The 19,462-nt window shown below is 65.8% G+C and carries 18 protein-coding genes; 9 read left to right on the forward strand and 9 right to left on the reverse strand.

From position 1 onward, the window contains the following. Positions 1-417: 417 nt before the first annotated feature. The gene (gene erpA, locus ACWCIA_RS20655) at positions 418-786 is read right to left on the reverse strand and encodes an iron-sulfur cluster insertion protein ErpA (RefSeq protein ID WP_379747225.1); all 369 of its coding nucleotides are present in this window, start codon (positions 784-786) and stop codon (positions 418-420) included. Between the two features lie 67 nt (positions 787-853). Then, entirely contained in the window at positions 854-1,252 is a 399-nt protein-coding gene (locus tag ACWCIA_RS20660; RefSeq protein WP_454166360.1) for a bactofilin family protein, read from the reverse strand. A 193-nt stretch (positions 1,253-1,445) separates the two neighbouring features. On the opposite strand from ACWCIA_RS20660, the gene ACWCIA_RS20665 reads away from it, so the two are divergent. Continuing rightward, entirely contained in the window at positions 1,446-1,826 is a 381-nt protein-coding gene (locus ACWCIA_RS20665) for a MerR family transcriptional regulator (RefSeq protein WP_454166362.1), read from the forward strand. On the opposite strand, the gene ACWCIA_RS20670 is transcribed toward ACWCIA_RS20665, so the two are convergent. From ACWCIA_RS20670 to rplM, 5 genes are all read right to left on the reverse strand, one after another. Next, positions 1,827-2,417: a hypothetical protein gene (locus ACWCIA_RS20670; protein WP_454166364.1), complete on the reverse strand. Its 591-nt coding sequence runs from the start codon at positions 2,415-2,417 to the stop codon at positions 1,827-1,829. 126 nt (positions 2,418-2,543) lie between these two features. Then, entirely contained in the window at positions 2,544-3,581 is a 1,038-nt protein-coding gene (argC, locus tag ACWCIA_RS20675; protein WP_454166366.1) for an N-acetyl-gamma-glutamyl-phosphate reductase, read from the reverse strand. 151 nt (positions 3,582-3,732) lie between these two features. Beyond that, a complete protein-coding gene (locus ACWCIA_RS20680) occupies positions 3,733-4,773 on the reverse strand; it encodes a patatin-like phospholipase family protein (RefSeq protein WP_454166368.1) in 1,041 nt (346 codons plus the stop codon). A 169-nt stretch (positions 4,774-4,942) separates the two neighbouring features. Continuing rightward, on the reverse strand, positions 4,943-5,335 hold the full coding sequence (gene rpsI, locus ACWCIA_RS20685; RefSeq protein ID WP_136223188.1) for a 30S ribosomal protein S9: 393 nt from the start codon (positions 5,333-5,335) through the stop codon (positions 4,943-4,945). Between the two features lie 9 nt (positions 5,336-5,344). Next, positions 5,345-5,773: a 50S ribosomal protein L13 gene (rplM, locus tag ACWCIA_RS20690; protein WP_056338863.1), complete on the reverse strand. Its 429-nt coding sequence runs from the start codon at positions 5,771-5,773 to the stop codon at positions 5,345-5,347. A 317-nt stretch (positions 5,774-6,090) separates the two neighbouring features. On the opposite strand from rplM, the gene ACWCIA_RS20695 reads away from it, so the two are divergent. The 4 genes from ACWCIA_RS20695 to ACWCIA_RS20710 all read left to right on the forward strand — a co-directional run bounded on the left by ACWCIA_RS20695 (position 6,091) and on the right by ACWCIA_RS20710 (position 9,979). Next, the gene (locus ACWCIA_RS20695; RefSeq protein WP_454166371.1) at positions 6,091-7,542 is read left to right on the forward strand and encodes an alpha/beta hydrolase; all 1,452 of its coding nucleotides are present in this window, start codon (positions 6,091-6,093) and stop codon (positions 7,540-7,542) included. Between the two features lie 12 nt (positions 7,543-7,554). Continuing rightward, positions 7,555-8,286, forward strand: a complete 732-nt coding sequence (locus tag ACWCIA_RS20700) for an ABC transporter ATP-binding protein (RefSeq protein ID WP_454166373.1) — start codon at positions 7,555-7,557, stop codon at positions 8,284-8,286. After that, positions 8,283-9,467, forward strand: a complete 1,185-nt coding sequence (locus ACWCIA_RS20705; RefSeq protein ID WP_454166375.1) for an ABC transporter permease — start codon at positions 8,283-8,285, stop codon at positions 9,465-9,467. Before ACWCIA_RS20700 ends, ACWCIA_RS20705 begins: the two co-directional genes overlap by 4 nt. 89 nt (positions 9,468-9,556) lie before the next feature. Continuing rightward, on the forward strand, positions 9,557-9,979 hold the full coding sequence (locus tag ACWCIA_RS20710; RefSeq protein WP_454166376.1) for an OsmC family protein: 423 nt from the start codon (positions 9,557-9,559) through the stop codon (positions 9,977-9,979). Between the two features lie 190 nt (positions 9,980-10,169). Here the strand turns inward: ACWCIA_RS20710 and coq7 are convergent, their stop codons facing one another. Next, a complete protein-coding gene (gene coq7 / locus ACWCIA_RS20715; RefSeq protein WP_454166378.1) occupies positions 10,170-10,814 on the reverse strand; it encodes a 2-polyprenyl-3-methyl-6-methoxy-1,4-benzoquinone monooxygenase in 645 nt (214 codons plus the stop codon). Positions 10,815-11,054: 240 nt separating this feature from the next. On the opposite strand from coq7, the gene ACWCIA_RS20720 reads away from it, so the two are divergent. From ACWCIA_RS20720 to ACWCIA_RS20730, 3 genes are read left to right on the forward strand one after another with little or no spacing between them, the layout of a single operon-like run. Beyond that, entirely contained in the window at positions 11,055-11,948 is an 894-nt protein-coding gene (locus ACWCIA_RS20720; protein WP_454166380.1) for an ABC transporter ATP-binding protein, read from the forward strand. A gap of 1 nt (position 11,949) precedes the next feature. After that, a complete protein-coding gene (locus ACWCIA_RS20725) occupies positions 11,950-15,489 on the forward strand; it encodes a hypothetical protein (RefSeq protein WP_454166382.1) in 3,540 nt (1,179 codons plus the stop codon). A 43-nt stretch (positions 15,490-15,532) separates the two neighbouring features. After that, a complete protein-coding gene (locus tag ACWCIA_RS20730; protein WP_454166384.1) occupies positions 15,533-15,739 on the forward strand; it encodes an addiction module protein in 207 nt (68 codons plus the stop codon). A 166-nt stretch (positions 15,740-15,905) separates the two neighbouring features. Here ACWCIA_RS20730 and ACWCIA_RS20735 read toward each other — a convergent pair whose 3' ends face one another. Continuing rightward, on the reverse strand, positions 15,906-18,545 hold the full coding sequence (locus tag ACWCIA_RS20735) for a DNA topoisomerase III (protein WP_454166386.1): 2,640 nt from the start codon (positions 18,543-18,545) through the stop codon (positions 15,906-15,908). A 413-nt stretch (positions 18,546-18,958) separates the two neighbouring features. Here ACWCIA_RS20735 and ACWCIA_RS20740 point away from each other — a divergent pair, with 413 nt between their 5' ends. Continuing rightward, a complete protein-coding gene (locus ACWCIA_RS20740) occupies positions 18,959-19,402 on the forward strand; it encodes a hypothetical protein (protein ID WP_454166388.1) in 444 nt (147 codons plus the stop codon). Positions 19,403-19,462 lie beyond the last annotated feature (60 nt).

The following is a 19,462-nucleotide window of genomic DNA, read 5'->3' on the forward strand; positions in this document are numbered from 1 at the left end:
GAGTCTGGAGGACATTTGGGAACTCTCTTTCCAGGGCATCGCACACTCCATTTGTTGGCTGTGCAATGATCATAAAAGTGTTACCTATGTCTCTAGACAGGTGTTACCTATGTCTCTGTGCTAAACACTCTCGAGCCCACACGGGATCACAATACGCTACCTCGCGAATACATTTACTGCGATAAGCATGCTGTGGCACTAGAGCAGAAGACGCCTGGGTGCAGATGGCCAGACAGCGTGGGCTCGAGAGCCCACCCTACTCGCTACACCTCTGTTCAAAGGTGAGCTGAACGCGTGGACGGCAAAGCCGTCCACCCTACGCCCTCCGGCACTGTTCGCGGGCCGCACAAAAAACAAATCCGGGCAGCGCCCGGATTGTTGTTTTCACGCCCGGCCAGGCCGGGCTGTACGCCTGTTTTACGCCGAGAACGACGAGCCGCAGCCGCAGGTGCTGGTGGCGTTCGGGTTCTTGATGACGAACTGGGCGCCTTCGAGGTCGTCCTTGTAGTCGATTTCGGCGCCGACCAGGTACTGGTAGCTCATCGAGTCGATCAGCAGTTGCACGCCGTTCTTCTCCATGGTGGTGTCGTCGTCGTTGACGATTTCGTCGAAGGTAAAGCCGTACTGGAAGCCCGAGCAGCCGCCGCCCTGCACGAAGACGCGCAGTTTCAGGTCGGGATTGCCCTCTTCTTCGATCAGTTGCGCCACTTTTTCGGCAGCGCTGTCGGTGAAGACGATGGGGGTCGGGATGGTGTCAAAGTCAACTACTTCGGCCACTGCAGTCATGGGATAAACTCCTGATTGGATTCAAATTTATTCCATTATAGACGGTTCGCGGTGCTCACGCTGATGCTCATGCTCCCGACGCCTCTGCCACTGCCAGGTGAAACACCGGCTCGCCGGCCGGCTGGTGCGTGAGCTTGCCGGTCACCAGCGCGCCGCCGTGCATCTCGAGCAGCTTGTAACGGACATCCCCATGTATGCGGCCTTTCGGCTGTAATTCAAGCAGTTCCGTGGAATGCACCGAGCCGGCGATGAAACCGTTCACCACCAGGTTGGCGCAACGTACCTCGCCCTCGATGCGCGCGTGCTCGGAGACGATCAGAACACTGTCCGCGCCTTCGCTGGCGATCACGTTGCCATGGACCTCGCCGTCGATGCGCAGGCCGCCGCTGAACAGCAGGTCGCCCTCGATGCGGGCGGCGATGCCGATCAGGCTGTCAATTTCGCTTTTTGCGTTGCGACCGAACATGGTGGCACCCCTGTGAGAGAAAAAAAGTAGCGACGCAGAAACCAATTAGTGCATCGGTCAATTTACCGTTATCAACTTTTGCTACCTTGATCTAGCTCGAACCGGGCAGGCCGGGTCGCCCGATGGTCTTGCTTTCCTGGCAAGGATGCCATGGCTATAATGTAGGCTTCGGCCAACTACTTTGCCACCGACCATGCTCACGATCGGCGAACTTGCCCAGCAGACCGGCGCCAGCGTGCGTTCGCTACGCCATTACGAACAGTGCGGACTGCTGGTGTCGAAACGCCGCGACAACGGCTATCGCGTGTTCGAGCCATCCGCCGTCGAATACGTGCAACGCATCCGCATCCTGCTGCGCAACGGCTTCACGCTCGAGCAGATCCGGCCGGTCGCCTCGATGCTCTCCCCTGTCCCGCAGGACATGCGCGCCCTGTGCAGCGAGGTGATGGCGATGTACGACAGCAAGCTGGGCGAACTCGACGAGCGCATTGCGGAACTGCAGCAACTGCGCCAGCGCGCGGCCGAGCGCCTCGCTTACCTGCACGAGCAGCGCCGCCAGGGCGGCCCCTACTGATCAACGTGCTCCTTCCGCACGCTCGAAGTGCGGCGGCAGCGGGTGTTCCGCGTTTTCGATATCCCAGGTGGCCGACAGGATGCACCAGCGTTTGCCGTCGTCCATCACCTGGAAGCTATTGACCCCGCGTGCGCGCGGCGGCAGGTCCAGGCTGTCGCGCGCATCGAAACTGCTCCAGACGTGGGCGATGTGGCCGTAGCGTTCGATGCGGCGCGCCAGCTCGCGCTCATAAAAGGCGCGCTGGCCGTAGATTTTCTCGTTGAGCTCGGCAAATTGGTCGGGGCGCTGAGGCGCGGCCAGGAAGCCGCTGCCGTGCAGCGTCGGCGTGACCAGGGCGCCGGGCGCGAACAGGCGCCCCATGCGCGCCCAGTCCTTGCGGGCGCCGGCCGGTCCGGACACGATCTCGTAGAGCGCCTGCACCAGCGTCTCGGGGCTGCGGCTGTCCTCGTCGGGCACCGCATTGCCGCAGGCTGCGGTGGCGCCGAGGCGGTTGGGTGGGGTTTGGGCTGCCGCCGGCAGGATCAGGGAAGCGGCGACGAGTGTGGCAAAAGCGGCGGCGCCGAGGCCGCGCAGGAGAGTGGAAGACTTCATGTGGGTTCCTTGTAAGGTGCACGGTATCGTGCGGAACCCGTATGCTCGGGCCTGACACTGGTGTCAGGGTCAAGCATTATTTGAAAGCGTCGGCAAGCCGGGCCGCCGACGCTGTTTCACTGCCGATTACGGCAGCAGCGCGATCTGTTCCAGGCCGGTCGTTTCCTCGAAACCGAACATCAGGTTCATGCACTGCACGGCCTGGCCGGACGCGCCTTTCACCAGGTTGTCCTGCACCACCAAGATGACGACCGTGTTGCCGCCGTCCGGGCGGTGCACCGCCAGGCGCAGCATGTTCGAGCCGCGCGTCGAGCGCGTTTCCGGGTGCGAGCCGAAAGGCATCACGTCGACAAATGGCGCGTCCTTGTACTCGGCTTCGAACAGCGCCTGCAGGGCGGCGTCGTCGATGTCCTTGGTCAGGCGCGCGTACAGGGTGGCGTGCATGCCGCGGATCATCGGCACCAGGTGCGGCGTGAAGATCAGGCCGACTTTCTGGTCGGTAAAGCGCTGCAGCTGGGCCGAGGTTTCCGGCGTGTGGCGGTGGCCGGCCACGCCGTAGGCCTTGAAGTTGTCGCTCGCTTCCGAGAACAGCGTGCCGATTTCCGCCTTGCGGCCGGCGCCCGAGACGCCCGATTTCGCATCGGCGATCAGGTTGCCGGCGTCGATCAGGCCGGCTTTGAGCAGCGGCACGAAGCCCAGCTGCATCGTGGTCGGGTAGCAGCCCGGGTTGGCGATCAGGCGCGCCTGCTTGATGTCGTCGCGGTTCAGTTCCGGCAAGCCGTACACGGCTTCCTCGATGAGGTCAGCCGCAGTGTGCTCGATCTTGTACCACTTCTCGAACGTCGCGCGGTCCTTCAGGCGGAAGTCGGCGGCCAGGTCGATGACCTTCACGCCGGCCGCCAGCAGCGCCGGGGCTTGCGCCATGGCGACGCCGTGCGGGGTGGCGAAGAAGACCACGTCGCACTGGGTCAGGTCGGCCTTGTCCGGCGCCGAGAAGGCGAGATTGACGCGTCCGCGCAGCGACGGGAACATGTCGGCGACCGGCAGGCCGTCTTCCTTGCGCGAGGTGATCGCCGTCAGCTCCACGCCGGGGTGGACGGCCAACAGCCGCAGCAGTTCCACGCCCGTGTAACCAGTTCCGCCAACGATGCCAACTTTGATCATGTCTGAATCCTTCATATAAATGATGCCCGGTGCGGGCCGAGGTGCAATTTTAACAGTCTTGCCGGTAGAGGCGGCGCGATGGCCCCGGTACTGGCCTTGCAAACATTATTTGCATCCGGAGCGAGTATTGCAAATATTGCATGGCGCCTGTTCAGGCATCGGTCCCCGTCAACAGCTCGGCGTCATGCACCGGGATCGGATCGAGCGTCGACATCTTGCCGATCAGGTCGAAATTCTCCTTCAGCCAGCGCTCCGCCGTCGCCACGCCCAGTGCGCGCAGGCGCTGCAGGAAAGGCAGCTCGGTGTTGAACTTGCTCGACAAGTCCAACTGCTGCAACTCCTCATTGCCGCTGATCAGGTGCAGGCGCACGGCGGCCGCGTGCACGACGTCGCTGTTCTCGGCGTCGACGAGCGCGCCGATGTGGCGGATGGCGCTGACCTCGCGCACGAAGCTGATGTTGAAGGCGATCTCGCTGGTGCGGCTCTGGATGTCGCTCATCGTCATCGGCAGGCCGGGACGGGCGACGGGATTGTTCTGGACGATCACGATGTCGCCCGGGCCCTTGCCGACCAGCGGGGACAGCGAAGGGTTGCCGACGAAGCTGCCGTCCCAGTAGGCTTCGCCGTCGATCACGACCGGCGTGAACACGTAGGGCAGGCAGGCCGAGGCCGCGATCGCGCGCGCGTCGAGTTCATCGCGCGTGAAGACCCTGCCCTTGCCGCTGCGCACGTTCGTGGCCGGGATGAACAGCTCGAGCTCGGAGCAGTCGCGCACGCGCTCGAAATCGATGAGCGACGCCAGCACCGGGATCATCGGGTTCATGCTGAGCGGCGAGGCCGGCGGCGCCAGCACGCCGCTGAACAGCTGCATCAGCTGGTAGCCGGGAGAAGTGGCCAGGGTGCCGCCGCCCATTGCCCAGTCGATCGGCGTCGGCCGCGCCGGGCTGAGCATCGCGCCGGTCGCGCTCAGGCCGTGCCAGAAGCGCTGCAGCGCCGCCCGCGCCCCTTCCCGCCCGCCGCCTCGGGCATACCCGTCGGCCACCACGGCGGCATTCACGCCGCCCGCGCTGGTGCCGCTGATCGCAGCGATCTCGAGCCGCTCGTCGGCCAGCAGGCGGTCGAGCACGCCCCACCCGAAGGCGCCGAGCGAGCCGCCACCCTGCAGTCCGAGACTGATTCTCTTGCTTGCCATTTACTGCTCCTGCGTCATATCCAACGGGTAGCTTACCGTGGCAGGCGCAGCCGCGCCGTACGCTACCGGGAGTCAACAATTGCAGGGGAATAAAAAAAGCCGCCCGAAGGCGGCTTTTTTTGTACTTTCGTACAACCAGCAGGCCGCAGCACAAGGCTGCGTGAAACGATTAACGCTTCGAGAACTGCTTGGCGCGGCGTGCTTTACGCAGGCCGACTTTCTTACGCTCGACTTCACGGGCGTCACGGGTGACGAAACCGGCACGTGCCAGGTCGCCCTTGAGGCCTGCGTCGTAGTCGATCAGAGCGCGGGTGATGCCGTGACGGACGGCGCCAGCCTGGCCCGACTCGCCGCCGCCATGGACGTTGACCTTGATGTCGAAACGCTCGACGTTGCCGGTCAGTTCCAGCGGCTGACGAATGACCATCAGGCCGGTTTCGCGCGAGAAGTAATCCGCAGCAGGCTTGCCGTTCACGATGATCTGGCCGGTGCCAGCTTTGATGAACACGCGAGCGACTGCACTCTTGCGACGGCCGGTGCCGTAGTTGTAGTTACCGATCATGTCAGTTCCTTAGAGGGTCAGTGCTTGTGGTTGCTGTGCTGCGTGCGGGTGGGTACCTTCCGCGTACACTTTCAGCTTCTTGATCATTGCATAGCCCAGTGGGCCCTTCGGCAGCATGCCTTTGACAGCCTTTTCCAGGGCACGGCCCGGGAAGCGCTGTTGCATCTTCAGGAAGTTGGTTTCGTAGATACCGCCCGGGTAGCCCGAGTGACGGTAGTAGGTCTTGTTGGTGGCCTTCGTGCCGGTCACACGCAGCTTGCCTGCGTTGACGACGACGATGTAGTCACCGGTATCGACGTGAGGAGTGAATTCTGGCTTGTGTTTGCCGCGCAGTCGGAGTGCCACTTCGCTGGCAACACGTCCGAGGACCAAGTCCGTCGCGTCAATCACGAACCAGTCGCGCTGGACTTCATGGCCCTTAGCGGAAAAAGTTTTCATGTTGACTTCCTAAATAGGTAAATTGCTCAAATGGCGGTTCCGCAATTGTCGCTGCGGACTCATCCTTATTGTCTTTTCCAGAGCAAATGGAAAGCCGACGATCATACCTCACCCAGCCGTGCGCGGTCAAGGTGCCGGCCAAAGGGCTGTCGCATCCCCGCTTCCTGTCCTGCCGCTTTCCCTCCCATGCGATGACACAAAACAATTAATCTATTGCGTAGCGGGCTAGACTCGGCTGAACCATTTCTTGCAGTAACTATTTGTTGACCATCCAAACGATAGCAAATTACTATTGGTCAACTATCTGAGGAGTCTTCGTGAAAACACGTTCCATCCTGCCGCTGCTGGCGCTGCTGTTGTCGGCCGGCGCCTCGGCCAACGGCGCAGCGTCCGGCGCGCCCGCAGCGGCGCCGGCCAAGCCTGCGGCCCGCACCTGCCACCTGCCCGGCGCCGAAGGCGCGCTGCGCTGCCTCGCCGTCCCGGTGCCGCTCGACTACACCAAACCGGCGGCCGGCAGCCTCAACATCCACGTCACCGTCGCGCCGGCATTTCGCGAAGGCACGCGCAGCGACCCGCTGTTCGTGCTTGCCGGCGGGCCCGGCCAAGCCGGCAGCGAAGTGATCAGCACCCTCCCGACCGCCTTCCGGCGGGTGCGCGCCACGCGCGACATCGTCTTCATCGACCAGCGCGGCACCGGCCTGTCGGGCAAGCTCGATTGCGAGAGCCGGCCCGAGCACGAGACGATGAGCGAAGCCGAACTGGAAGCCGAAATCCACAAGTGCATCAAGAGCAGCCGCGCCCCGTTCGCGGCCTATACCACGGCCAACGCCGCGCGCGACATCGAGGAAGTCCGGCGCGCGCTCGGCTACGGCAAGGTCAACGTCTTCGGCGGCTCCTACGGCACCCGCCTAGGGCAGGCCTATGCGCGCGCCTTCCCGGCCAGCGTGCGTGCGCTGGTCCTGGACGGCGTGGCCGCGCCCGAGCAGGTCATCCCGGCCGGCGGGCGCGACGGCCAGGCCGCCCTCGACAAGCTGTTCGAGCAGTGCGCGAAGGACGCGCTCTGCAACAAGGCCTACCCGAACCTGCGCGCCGAGTTCGAGAGCCTGGCCGCACGTGCCGAAGCCGGCATCAAGCTCTCGATCACCGACCCGCGCACCGCGCAGCCGGCTACCATCACGATGACCGCGCCGCGCTTCACCGGCACCGTGCACGGCATCCTGTACTCGCCGGCCGACGCCCGCCGCCTGCCCTTCCTGATCCACAGCGCCTACCAGGGCCGCTGGGAACCCTTCATCGCGCGCCAGAACCTGGGCGGCGACTTCAGTACCGAGTCGACCAGCGCCTTCCTGCTGCACCTGGCGGTGGTCTGCGCCGAGGACGTGCCGCGCATGAACCCGGCCCTGATGAAGGAAGAGGACGCCCTCATCACGCGCGCCTGGGCCACGCGCATGCCGGCCATGTGCAAGACCATGAACGTGCCGGCCGTGCCTTATGTCGCGCCCACGATGATCGAGGCGCCGGCCCTGCTGCTCTCGGGTGCGCTCGATCCGGTGACCGCGCCACGGCGCGCCGAAAGCGCCAAGCGCCACATGCGCAATGCGCGCCACGTGGTGGTCGCCAACGTCGGCCATGGCGTCTCCCAGCTCGGCTGCGCGCCGCGCCTGCTGCGCACCTTCCTCGACAAGCCGGGCGCCGCGCTCGACGCCAGCTGCCTGGCCGAGATCCCGCCCCCGACCTTCCAGCTCGGCAGCGCCGGGCCGCAACCCTGAATCGAGCCACTCATGATCGAAGTTCACGATGTACGTAAACAGTTCGGCGACGTGCACGCCCTCGGCGGCGTCAGCTTCAGCGCGCGCGACGGCCAGATCACGGCCCTGCTCGGCCCCAACGGCGCCGGCAAGACGACCCTGCTGCGCACCCTGGTGGGCCTGCTCAAGCGCGACCACGGCACGATCGCCGTCGACGGCGTCGACCCGGCAAAGGATCCGCTGTCGGTCCGCCGCAACATCGGCTTCCTGACCGACCAGTTCGGCCTCTACGAACGCCTCTCCACGCGCGAATACCTCAGCTATTTCGGTGAGCTCAACGGCATGGGCGGCGCGGCGCTGAAAAGCCGCATCGACGAGGTCTCGGAACTGCTGGCGATGGACGACATCCTCGAGCGCCGCACCAAGGGCTTCTCGCAGGGCCAGCGCATCAAGGTGGCGCTGGCGCGCACGCTGCTGCACCGCCCGCGCAACCTGCTGCTCGACGAGCCGAGCCGCGGCCTGGACGTGATGAGCACGCGCGCCCTGCGCCGCGCCCTGACGGCCCTGCGCGCGGACGGCTGCTGCGTCATCATGGCCACCCACGTGATGCAGGAAGTGACCCACCTGTGCGACGACGTGATCGTCATCGCCAAGGGGCACACGGTGGCCCAGGGCGCGCCGCTCGAACTGTGCCGGCGCACCGGCATCGAGAACCTCGAGGACGCATTCGTCAGCCTGGTGGGCGAAGAAGGGATCGCCGCATGAAGCCCGCCTTCCTGACCATCTTCCTCAAAGAGATGCGCGAGACGATGCGCGAAAAGCGCAACGTCGGGCTGCTGCTGTTCGTGACGCTGATGTATCCGCTGATGTTCGGCTTCCTGCTCAACCAGCTCATCGACCGCAACACCCGCTCCGAGCGCGAAGGCATCGAACTGGCCGTCATCGGCGCGAGCAAGGCGCCCACGCTGATGGCCCAGCTCAAGCAGAAGAACATCACCGTGATCGACACCGCGCCGATGGACGAAGCGGCGATCGAGGCCCTGCTCCAGAAGGGCAAGGTGGCCGGGGTGCTGCGCCTGTCCGACAAATTCACCGACAACTACGCGGCCATGCGCCCGGCGCGCATCGAGCTGTGGTACGACTCGGCCACCGAGACGGGCTCGCAGCGGCGCGACGTCGAGGACGTGCTCGAAGCCTACGGCGCCAACGTCGCCAGCGCGCGCCTGCTGGCGCACGGGGTCTCGCCGGCGACGCTGGCGCCGATCCAGGTGCAGCGCTACGACACCGGCACCAACGCCTCGCGCTCGGCCGGCCTGATCGGCAGCATGCTCAGCATGCTGTTCTTCCCCGCCTTCTTCTGCGGCATGTCGGCCGCGGTCGACAGCACCGCCGGCGAGCGCGAGCGGCGTTCGATGGAAGTGCTGATGGCGCAGCCGGCGCGCGCCTGGGAAATCGTCACCGGCAAGTGGCTGATGGCCGGGGCGCTGGCCGTGATCGGCCTGACCTGCGAACTGATCCTGTCGCACGTGGTGCTGTCCTGGCTGCCGCTGGAAGAGCTGGGCATGACCTGGAGCCTGAACTGGATCGACGTGGCCCTGGTCTGCATCGTCGCGCTGCCGCTGGCGCTGCTGGCGGCCGCCCTGCAGATCGCGCTGGCGATGAACGCGAAGTCCTTCAAGGAAGCGCAGAGCCTGCTCAGCATCGTGCTGTTCCTGCCGATGATTCCGGGCGTCGTGGTGTCGATGATGGAACTCAAAACGGCGGCCTGGATGTATGCCGTGCCGATGCTGTCGAACCAGACCCTGCTGCGCGAAATGTCGAAAGGCGTGGAAGTCGGCGCCCTGCCCTTCGTGCTGACCTTCTTCAGCGCGGCGGTGCCGATGCTGGCGGTGATGGCGTTTGCCAGCTGGCGCATGAAGAGCGAGCGCTACGTGCTGGCGGTCTGACCCGGTTCCGCCTCGATCAACAGCCCACCCCGGCACGCCGCGGTGGGCTGTTTTACAATATGGCCACCCATCACATCGGAGAAACGCACATGGAAGTCAAAGTCAGCTGGAACGGCCCCTCGGGCATGAGTTTTCGCGCCCAGACCGGATCGGGCCACATGGTGGCGATGGATGGCGCGCCCGAGGGCGGCGGCCACAACCTGGCGCCGCGGCCGATGGAGATGCTGCTGGTCGGCACCGGCGGCTGCACGGCCTACGACGTGGTCCTGATCCTGCAGCGCGGCCGCGAGAACGTGATCGGCTGCGACGTCACCCTGCAGGCCGAACGCGCCGAGACCGACCCCAAGGTGTTCACGAAGATTAACTTCCACTTCATCATCAGCGGCCGCAACCTGAAGCCGGCGGCGGTCGAACGCGCCGTCAAGCTGTCGCACGAGAAGTACTGCTCGGCCTCGATCATGATGGCCAAGACGGCGGAGATGAGCTATTCGTTCGAGATCGTCGAAGCGTAACACGTAGGGTGGGCACCCCGTGCCCACGCGGACGCATGAACGGTGTTGGCAGCGTTCGCAAGCGTCAAGTTAGCGCGTGATCCGGAGGACGGTTTTCGACCGCGCCAACGTTATCGATCCAAACAGCGCATCGCAGCGCATGGTTCCGCGTGGGCACGTAATTGAGGCCATTGGCCTCAATTACCCCACCCTACAGGTAATACGCCGTCGTCGTCATCACCTTCGCCATCGCCCGCATGGCCAGCTTCACCGGCACCGGCATCTCTTCGGCGCCCAGCGCCTCGGCGGCCGAGCCGTGCGCGGCTTCGTCCTGGCGCATCTGCTCGACGATCGCGCGCGATTTCGCGTCCTTGAGCGGCAGCGAATCGAGGTGGCTGTTCAGGTGGGCCTCGACCTGGCGCTCGGTCTCGACGACGAAGCCGAGGCTGCGTGCGTCGCCGAGCTTCGCGGCCACCGTCCCCATCGCGTAGGCGCCCGCATACCACAGCGGATTGAGCACGCTCGGCTGCGAGCCGAGTTCGGACAGGCGCTGCGCGGTCCAGGCCAGGTGGTCCTCTTCCTCGCGGCCGGCCTGCTCGAACTGGGCGCGCATGCCGGGGGTCTGCGCGTGGCGCGCCTGCGAGTCGTAGAGCGCCTGGGCGCAGACTTCGCCGACGTGGTTCACGCGCATCAGGCCGGCGCTATGGCGCTGCTCGCGCTCGTCGAGTTCGCAGTCGAGCGCATGGGCGGCCGGGTTCGGGCGCGAGGACGCGGCCACGCCGCCGACCACGCGCAGCGCCTTGTCGAAGCCGACGATCAGGTCGTCGAGTGGGCTGATAAAACGGTTCGCTGACATAGGATTCCAGTTATGCATGGAAAAACGACATTATATGCCCCGGGTCGCCCGCCCGCCGCGCGCGAGTTCTCCGCATCGTCTTCCCTCCTCCCACTCCCGCTTTTGCGCACTCTGGGCGGCGGTATGCGCCGCGCGTCGCATCGGCCCGCCTGAGTCAGCCGTTAGCGCATACAATGCAAGCGTCAAAAAGGCTTGGCGGAAATGAAAGTAAACGCCCTGCCAAGTTCACCTGGAGTCCGCATGGAATTACGCATCCGCAATCTGTCCAAGACCTACGCCAATGGCGTGGTGGCTTTGGACAAGGTCACGCTGAACATCCCGCCCGGGATGTTCGGCTTGCTGGGGCCGAACGGCGCCGGCAAGTCGACCCTGATGCGCATCCTCGCGACCCTGCAGGAGTGCGACAGCGGCTCGGTCTTCCTCGACGATATCGACGTGCTCGACGAGAAGGACGAGGTGCGCCGCATGCTCGGCTACCTGCCGCAGGACTTCGGCGTCTACCCGCGCGTGACGGCCTGGGAGCTGCTCGACCACTTCGCCCAGCTGAAGGGCATCGCAAATAAACACCGGCGGCGCGAGGTCGTCGACGGCCTGCTCCAGCAAACCAACCTGTTCGAGGTGCGCCACCAGAAGCTGGGCACCTTCTCGGGCGGCATGCGCCAGCGCTTCGGCGTCGCGCAGGCCCTGATCGGCGACCCGCAACTGATCATCGTCGACGAGCCGACGGCCGGCCTCGACCCGCAGGAGCGAGTGCGCTTCCATAACCTGCTGGCCGACATCGGCGCCGACAAGACGGTGCTGCTGTCGACCCACATCGTGTCCGACGTGGCCGACCTGTGCGCCAACATGGCGATCATCAACAAGGGCCATGTGCTGCTGTGCGGCGAGCCGGCGCGCCTGATCGAAGGCATCGAGGAATGCATCTGGGCGCGCTTCGTCGACAAGGCGGACCTGCCGCTGTTCCAGAAGCAGCACGCGGTGATCTCGACGCGCCTGCGCGCCGGCCGCACGCTGATCCACGTGTATGCCGAGGGCGACCCGGGCATGGGCTTCGAGCCGGCCCACGCCAGCCTGGAGGACGTGTATTTCGCCACCATCGCCGGGCGCCATAATTACCAAGCCGGGAACTGCTGACGTGAACGCGCTGCTCGTCGTCGCCGGGTTCGAGCTGCGCCAGCGTGCGCGGATGCTGTCGACTTGGGTCTGCCTGGCCGCCTTCATCGCGCTGGCGATGCTGTGGACGGCCGCCGCCGGCGGCGTGTTCAAGGACACGGTGGTGGCCTTCGGCGCGCGCGTGCTCATCAACGGACCGCGCCAACTGGCGCTGTCGAGCGCCTTCCTCGGCTGCGCCGGCGTGATCGTGGTGGCCGCCATCATGGGCCGCGCCGTGCAGCAGGACTTCGAGCACGGCATGCACCACTTCTTCTTCAGCGCGCCGATCAAGAAAAGCGCCTACGTCTTCGGGCGCTTCCTCGGCGCCTTCGCCGTGCTGGCCCTGGTGTTCGCCGGCATCCCGCTCGGCGAATGGCTGGGCAGCTTCGTGCCCGGCATCGATCCCGACCGGCTCGGTCCGAACCAGCTGAGCCACTACCTGCTGCCCTGGCTGTTCACGCTGCTGCCCAACGTCTTCATCTTCGGCGCGACCTTCTTCGTGCTGGCGGCGCTGTCGCGGCGCATGCTGCCGGTGTACGTGGCGAGCATCGTGCTGACCATCGGCTACACGATCGCGCCTTCGCTGGCGCGCGACTTCGACTACAAGCTGCTCGCCTCCCTGATCGACCCCTTCGGCACCACGGCGCTGGTACAGCTGACCGAGTACTGGCCGATCGCCGCACGCAACACGCGGCCGGTCCTGCCCGACGGCGTGTACCTGGCGAACCGCCTGATCTGGGGCGGCTTCGGGCTGGCGGTGCTGCTGCTCGGCTACTGGCGCCTGCACCTGGTCGGCATCCTGGAAGCGCGCGCGCGCGACCCACGCGGCGACAGCGAGGCGGCGCCCAGCCTGTCGCAGGCGGCCGTCAACACCCGCGAAAAGCCGGACTTCGCGCGCCGCAGCCTGGGGCGCCTCCTGGTGCGCGAAAGCGTCCTGCACCTGCGCCAGTCGATCGCCACGCTGCCCTTCGCGCTGATCGCCCTGAGCGGCATGGCGCTGGTCGTGATGGGCACCTCCGAAACCGGCCTGCTGCACGGCGCCATCACCCATCCGGTGACGTACCAGATGCTGGAACTGATCCGCGACACCTACGGGCTGTTCGTCCCGCTGGTGACCGCCTTCTACGCCGCCCAGCTGGTGTGGCGCGAGCGCGATGCCCGCACCTCCCAGCTGTACGACGCGCTGCCGCTGCCGGGCTGGCTGGCGCCGCTCTCCAAGACCCTGGCGCTGGTGGCCATGCAGGCGCTGCTGCTGTTCCTGGCCATGCTGTGCACGATGCTGAGCCAGGTGTTTCGCGGCTGGTTCGCGCTCGAACCGGGCTTGTACCTGCAGTTCCTGTTCACGATCCTGCTGCCGCAATACGCGCTGCTGGCGGTACTGTCCATCGCGCTGCAGGCGCTGTGCGGCCGCAAATACCTGGGCTACGCGCTGCTGGCAGCGACCCAGATTGCCATCATCGCCGCCCAGGGCCGCGGCATCGACCACCCGCTGCTGGGCATCTTCCCGCAGCTCGACTATTCGAGCATGAACGGCTTCGGCCACCACCTGCTGCGCGAGCGCGTGCTGCAGCTGTACTGGGGCGGCGCCGCCCTGATGCTGCTGGTGGCGAGCGTGGTGCTGTGGCCGCGCGGCGTGAACGCCGAGCTGCGCAGCCGCCTGCGCATGGCGCGCCAGCAGCTGACGCTGCCCATCCTCGCCGCCTTCGGCGCCGGCCTGCTGCTGTTCGCGGGCAGCGGCGCGCTGCTGTGGTATGAGCTCGACGTGGCCGGCAACTACCGCATGACGCGCAGCGCCGAGGCAGTGCGCGCCGAGTACGAGGCGCGCTACCGGCGCTTTGCCGGCCTGCCCCAGCCGCTGCCGGCGGCGGTGGCGCTGCAGGTCGACATCCATCCGCGCACGCGCACGCTGGCGATCAAGGGGCGCTACGAACTCGTGAACCGAAGCCAGGCGCCGATGCGCGACCTGATCCTGTACCAGCCGCCGGGGGCCGACCTCGCCAGCCGCCTGTCGGCGCCCGCGCAACTGGTCACCGCCGACCGAGTACACGGCTTCTTCCACTACCGGCTGGCCACGCCGCTGGCGCCGGGCGCTCGCCTGGTCCTCGACTTCGACCTCAGCGCCGCGCCCGGCGGGCTGCTCGGCATCGGCAGCGACACGCCGGTCGGCGCCAACGCCACCTGGTTCACCCACGAGGCGCTGCCGCGCATCGGCTACCAGCGCGCGGTCGAACTGCGCGACCCGCGCGACCGCCGCCGCCACCGGCTCGGCACGCAAGCGACTGCGCAGGACGGCCGCGGCCACGCGGGCGTGCCGGAGCAGTCCTCCTATCCCATGGCCTTCTCCGCCACCATCAGCACGGCGGTCGACCAGATCGCGGTGGCCCCGGGCGCGCTCGAACGCGAGTGGATCGCGCAGGGGCGGCGCCACTTCCGCTACCGGGCCGAGGCCCCGATCCTGGGCGACTACGCGGTCGCCTCCAGCCGCTATGCGGTGCGCCACGAGCGCTGGCAGGACGTCGCCATCGACGCCTATTTCCAGCCCCGGCACGACCGCAACGTCGACCGCATGCTGCGCGGCGCAAGCACGGTGCTCGACTACGGCACGCGCCAGTTCGGCCCCTACGGCCTGCACGACCTGCGCCTGGTCGAGACGCCGCGCGCCAGCGGCGAGGCGCGCGCCTTCCCCGGCATGCTGGCGCTGCCCGAGGACGGCGCCTTCATCGCGCGCTTCGAGGCGGCCTCCCAGCGCGGCATCGACTATCCCTTCTACATGGGCGCATGGACCACGGCGCGCCAGTGGTGGGGCCAGCAGCTGCCGGACGGCGTGCTGGCCGACAGCCTGGCCGAGTACACGGCGCTGATGGCGGTACGGCGCAGCCTCGGCGCGCCGGCCATGCGGCGCTACCTGCGCCACGACCTGCACGCCTACCTGATGGGGCGCGCGCTGGCCAACCGGCGCGAACTGCCGCTGGCGCAGGCGCGCACCGACGAAGCCTGGCTGGGCCAGCGCAAGGGCGGCATGGCGCTCTACCTGCTGCAGGACGTGCTGGGCGAGGAGCGGGTGAACGCGGTGCTGCGCGGGCTGCTGCGCGACAGCATGCGAGGCCGGGCGCCAGGCATGCCCGAGCTGGCGGCCGCCCTGCGCGCCGTCGCCGCACCGGCCCAGGCCTACTTGGTGGACGACCTGTTCGATGCCATTGTGTTCTACGAAAACCGCGCCGACTACGCCGCCGCACGCTTGCGCGCCGACGGCAAATACGAGGTGACGCTGCGCGCCAGCGCCGCCAAGCTGCGCGCCGGCGGCCCGGTCGAACAGCCGATGCCGCTGGCCGACAGCATCGAATTCGGCGTCGACGACCGCGATGGCAAGCCGCTGCTGCGCGAGCGCCGCATCGTGCGCGACGGGAAGCTGAGCCTGACTTTCGTCGTCGACGGCCGCCCGGCGCGCGCCGGGATCGACCCCGATCACAAGCTGATTGACAAGAAACCAACTGATAACATGGTTATTGTCGACAATCGTTAAAACTCGCGATATCATCAAAACACTATTATCAGTGAGGCTTATAATGTCGACCCTGTTTGCCGAAGTCTGCGAGAAAATTCAGCTCTTGAACGCTGATGAAAAGCACGAAGTGCTGCGCATGCTGCTGAAGGATGTGGATGCGGACGGCCGGGATGCCGACGAGGCCTGGCGCGAAGAAGTCATCCGCCGCGTGAAGGCGATCCGCAACGGCGAAGCGGCGATCCGCGCGCTGCAGGACTGGCAGGAATAATCTCCCGCCGCACCATACGTTGCGCGCTGGCGCAACGATGGCCATGCTTGCCGGGTAAGGGCGTCGACGGTTTTTCGTTAACCGTATAAACAGAATATTCAGTAAAGCATAAAAAAACCGCAGCGCGATGGCTGCGGTTTTTTTTTCGCCGGCTGACTTCGCCGGCTTACTTCTTCGCCGCCGACGCGCGCTTGGCGGGCGCCTTCCTGGCAGCCGGTTTTGCAGCCGTCTTCGCCGCCGCTTTCGCCGCCGGCTTCTTCGCCACCTTGGCCGCCACCGCGACGTCGCCCTCGCCCTCGTCGTTCGCGGCCGCCTTGGTCTTGGCGCCCGGCTTGGCCTTGCGCTCCTCGAACTCGAAGCTGATCTTGCCGTCCTTGGCGCGGGTCAGGAAGGCCTTGAACGGGCGGCGCGTGCGCTGCGACACGAAGCCCGGCAGCAGGTCGGTCTTGCCGTCGTTGAGGAGCTTGGCCATCTGCTCGGGCAGGATTTCCTGCTGCAGGATGATGCGGCCGCTGCGGAAGTCGCAGGTCTTCGGCTTGGCCACGCTCTTCTCGCACACGTACGCCAGGCCCATCTCGTAGACGCCGCCGTAGCATTTCGGGCAGGGTCCGAGTGCGGTCTGGCCGGTGAAGTCGACGCCCTCGCCGTCTTCTCCGCCTTCCTGGTCCTGGCCGAAGTCGAACTCGAGCTTGAAGTTGCTGATCTCTTCATCGCGTACGATGCGCAGGATGGCCGCGAACGGACGGCCCATCTTCGAGCGGAAGCCCTGTAGCGGACCGATGGTGCGCTTTTCCAGCAGCTCTTCGACCTCGGCGATCTCGAACTGGCGGCTGCCCGGCGTCTTGCTCATCGAGAAGTCGCACTTGGTACAGGCGAAGCGGCGGTAGTTTTCCTTGACCACGCCGGCGCAATTCGGGCATGGCGCCTTCAGGGTCGCGTACTCGCCGGGAATCGTGTCGTTGTTGTATTCCTTGGCGCGCTTGACGATGATCTGCGTCATCTGGGCGATCTCGCGCATGAATTCTTCGCGCGAAATCTTGCCCTTCTCCATCTGCGACAGCTTGTATTCCCACTCGCCGGTCAGTTCCGGCGCGGTCAGCTCGTTCACGCCCAGGCCGCGCAGCAGCGTCATCAGCTGCGACGCCTTGGCGGTGGGGATCAGTTCGCGCCCTTCGCGAATCAGGTATTTCTCGGTCAGCAGGCCCTCGATGATGGCCGCGCGCGTGGCCGGGGTGCCGAGGCCCTTGCCGGCCATGGCGTCGCGCAGTTCGTCGGAGTCGACCAGCTTGCCGGCGCCTTCCATTGCCGACAGCAGCGTCGCTTCGGTATAGCGCGCGGGCGGTTTCGTGACCAGGCCGTTCGCCGTGATCTTGTCGGTCAGGACCTTCTCACCCTTCGCAACCGGGACCAGGGTGGCGCCATCCTTGTCGTCGCCCGTCGTGTCCTTGCCGTAGACGGCCAGCCAGCCCGGATTCGTCATGACCTTGCCCTCGGTCTTGAACTGGTGGCCCGACACTTCGGTGAAGCGGGTCGTGACCAGGAACTCGGCCGGCGGGAAGAAGACGGCCATGAAGCGGCGCGTGACCAGGTCGTAGAGCTTTTGTTCCGGCTCGGTCAGGTTTTTCGGGGCGACGCCGGTCGGGATGATCGCGAAGTGGTCCGAGATCTTGGTGTTGTCGAAGATGCGTTTATTTGGCTTGACCCAGCCGTTCTTGCTGACCTGCTTGGCGAACTGGTGGTAGTTGTGGTTCTCGGCCAGCGACTCCATCGTCGACTTCACGGTGCCGATGTAGTCTTCCGGCAGGTGGCGCGAATCGGTACGCGGGTAGGTCAGCACCTTGTGCTTTTCGTACAGCGCCTGGGCCAGGCCCAGCGTATTCTTGGCCGAGAAGCCGAAGCGGCCGTTGGCCTCGCGCTGCAGCGAGGTCAGGTCGAACAGGGCCGGCGCCATCGAGGTGGTCGGCTTCGATTCCTCGGTGACGACGCCCTGCTTGCCGCGGCAGGCGGCGGCGATCGAGTCGGCGGCCGTCTTGCTCCACAGGCGCTCGGCGCGCTTCTCGGGGTCGTTCTCGTCCTTTTTAAAATTCTGGTCGAGCCAGCGGCCTTCGTAGACGCCGGCGGCGCAGACGAACTCGGCGCGCACCTCCCAGTAGTCGCGCGGCACGAATTTCTTGATCTTTTCTTCGCGCTCGACCACGATCGACAGGGTCGGCGTCTGCACCCGGCCCACGGTGGTCAGGTAGAAGCCGCCCTCCTTCGAGTTGAAGGCGGTCATCGCGCGGGTGCCGTTGATGCCGATCAGCCAGTCCGCTTCCGAGCGGCAGCGCGCGGCGTCGGCCAGCGGCAGCATCTCTTCATCGCTGCGCAGCTGCTTGAAACCTTCGCGGATCGCGTTGGCCGTCATCGATTGCAGCCACAGGCGCTTGACCGGCTGTTTCGCTTTCGCATGTTGCGCGATCAGGCGGAAAATCAGTTCCCCTTCGCGCCCGGCGTCACATGCGTTGATCAGGGTGGTGACGTCCTTGCGCTTGATGAGCTTGTTCAGCACCTTCAGGCGCGACTCGGTCTTCGCGATCGGATTGAGCGCGAAGTGAGGCGGAATCATCGGCAGGTGGGTGAAGCTCCATTTGCCGCGCTTGACGTCGTATTCCTCCGGCACCGCGATTTCCAGCAGGTGGCCGACGGCGGACGAGAGGACGTATTCGTCGTTCTCGAAGTACTCATCGTGCTTGGTGAAGCCGCCCAGCGTCTTGGCGATATCATTCGCGACGGAGGGCTTCTCGGCGATGATGAGGGTTTTGGTCATAAAAATTCTCGTCGTACTTATATTAGGTGTAAGGCCTGCGCATCATACAGGCTTCGCGGCCGGACCGTGGTCTGGCGTGTTCTGAATTGCAAGTTATCGCATCAGCCGTCGACTTCCTGTCGAATGGCGCGACGGCAATTCACGATGCTTAGTGTCTTGTTGGTAACAGTCCTGAATGAGCGGCCAATGATAAGCGCGTTATCGCGCTGTTCGCAAGTAGCCTCTGCACCTTTGTTGTGCAGTGCAAGAAAGTTTGCCGGGCGTTTGCCCCAGCCGCGCCCCGCTTTGGCCCATCATTGAAAGTGGGCGCTTTCCTACAACGCAACCATCGGCATTCCGATACAGGCCGGGCTGCGGGGCGCGCATGATCGCCCTGTTGGCGCGTGCTGACGCGCCGTTACGGGAGCAATGACATGAGCGACAAACACAAGGGCATGGTGAACGAGCACGGCCGCAGCGTATCGCGCGAAAAAATGGTGCCGGTGGCCCCGGGCAGCCAGCAGGGCCGCGCGCCCGGCTCGGGACCCGGCAACGGCAACGGCAACCGCCAGGCCAGTGCCGCGGCGCTGGGTGCCCGCCAGGGCGGCGACGCCGGTTCGCGCGGCGGACCGGGTTCGCAGCTGGGCGGACGCAGCGCGCGCCAGCAGGCCCAGCGCATGCGGGCGCGCGCCGAGCAGGAACGGCTCGGCATGTCGCAGCAGTCCGGTTACGGCGGACTCGAGCAGGGACAGCACGGCGGTTCGGAAGCGTCTCCACTGGCCGGCAATGCGCGCCAGTCGGGCGCAGCCGGTTCGAGCGGACGCGGCCATCCGGAACAGCCGGCGTCGGACTACAAGTCGCGCAAGTCGGGAGGATAGGAACTGAAACAGGCCGTCTCAGTTAAGCAGAGGAGGACCTACCCCTGAAATGCAACCTGC

It is taken from the genome of Massilia sp. SYSU DXS3249, assembly GCF_053668055.1.

What these genes read in the sequence shown, in the direction of transcription:
- erpA (WP_379747225.1), bottom strand. Translation starts at nt 786, where the DNA reads ATGACTGCAGTGGCCGAAGTAGTTGACTTTGACACCATCCCGACCCCC.
- ACWCIA_RS20660 (WP_454166360.1), bottom strand. Translation starts at nt 1,252, where the DNA reads ATGTTCGGTCGCAACGCAAAAAGCGAAATTGACAGCCTGATCGGCATC.
- ACWCIA_RS20665 (WP_454166362.1), top strand. Translation starts at nt 1,446, where the DNA reads ATGCTCACGATCGGCGAACTTGCCCAGCAGACCGGCGCCAGCGTGCGT.
- ACWCIA_RS20670 (WP_454166364.1), bottom strand. Translation starts at nt 2,417, where the DNA reads ATGAAGTCTTCCACTCTCCTGCGCGGCCTCGGCGCCGCCGCTTTTGCC.
- argC (WP_454166366.1), bottom strand. Translation starts at nt 3,581, where the DNA reads ATGATCAAAGTTGGCATCGTTGGCGGAACTGGTTACACGGGCGTGGAA.
- ACWCIA_RS20680 (WP_454166368.1), bottom strand. Translation starts at nt 4,773, where the DNA reads ATGGCAAGCAAGAGAATCAGTCTCGGACTGCAGGGTGGCGGCTCGCTC.
- rpsI (WP_136223188.1), bottom strand. Translation starts at nt 5,335, where the DNA reads ATGATCGGTAACTACAACTACGGCACCGGCCGTCGCAAGAGTGCAGTC.
- rplM (WP_056338863.1), bottom strand. Translation starts at nt 5,773, where the DNA reads ATGAAAACTTTTTCCGCTAAGGGCCATGAAGTCCAGCGCGACTGGTTC.
- ACWCIA_RS20700 (WP_454166373.1), top strand. Translation starts at nt 7,555, where the DNA reads ATGATCGAAGTTCACGATGTACGTAAACAGTTCGGCGACGTGCACGCC.
- ACWCIA_RS20705 (WP_454166375.1), top strand. Translation starts at nt 8,283, where the DNA reads ATGAAGCCCGCCTTCCTGACCATCTTCCTCAAAGAGATGCGCGAGACG.
- ACWCIA_RS20710 (WP_454166376.1), top strand. Translation starts at nt 9,557, where the DNA reads ATGGAAGTCAAAGTCAGCTGGAACGGCCCCTCGGGCATGAGTTTTCGC.
- coq7 (WP_454166378.1), bottom strand. Translation starts at nt 10,814, where the DNA reads ATGTCAGCGAACCGTTTTATCAGCCCACTCGACGACCTGATCGTCGGC.
- ACWCIA_RS20720 (WP_454166380.1), top strand. Translation starts at nt 11,055, where the DNA reads ATGGAATTACGCATCCGCAATCTGTCCAAGACCTACGCCAATGGCGTG.
- ACWCIA_RS20730 (WP_454166384.1), top strand. Translation starts at nt 15,533, where the DNA reads ATGTCGACCCTGTTTGCCGAAGTCTGCGAGAAAATTCAGCTCTTGAAC.
- ACWCIA_RS20735 (WP_454166386.1), bottom strand. Translation starts at nt 18,545, where the DNA reads ATGACCAAAACCCTCATCATCGCCGAGAAGCCCTCCGTCGCGAATGAT.
- ACWCIA_RS20740 (WP_454166388.1), top strand. Translation starts at nt 18,959, where the DNA reads ATGAGCGACAAACACAAGGGCATGGTGAACGAGCACGGCCGCAGCGTA.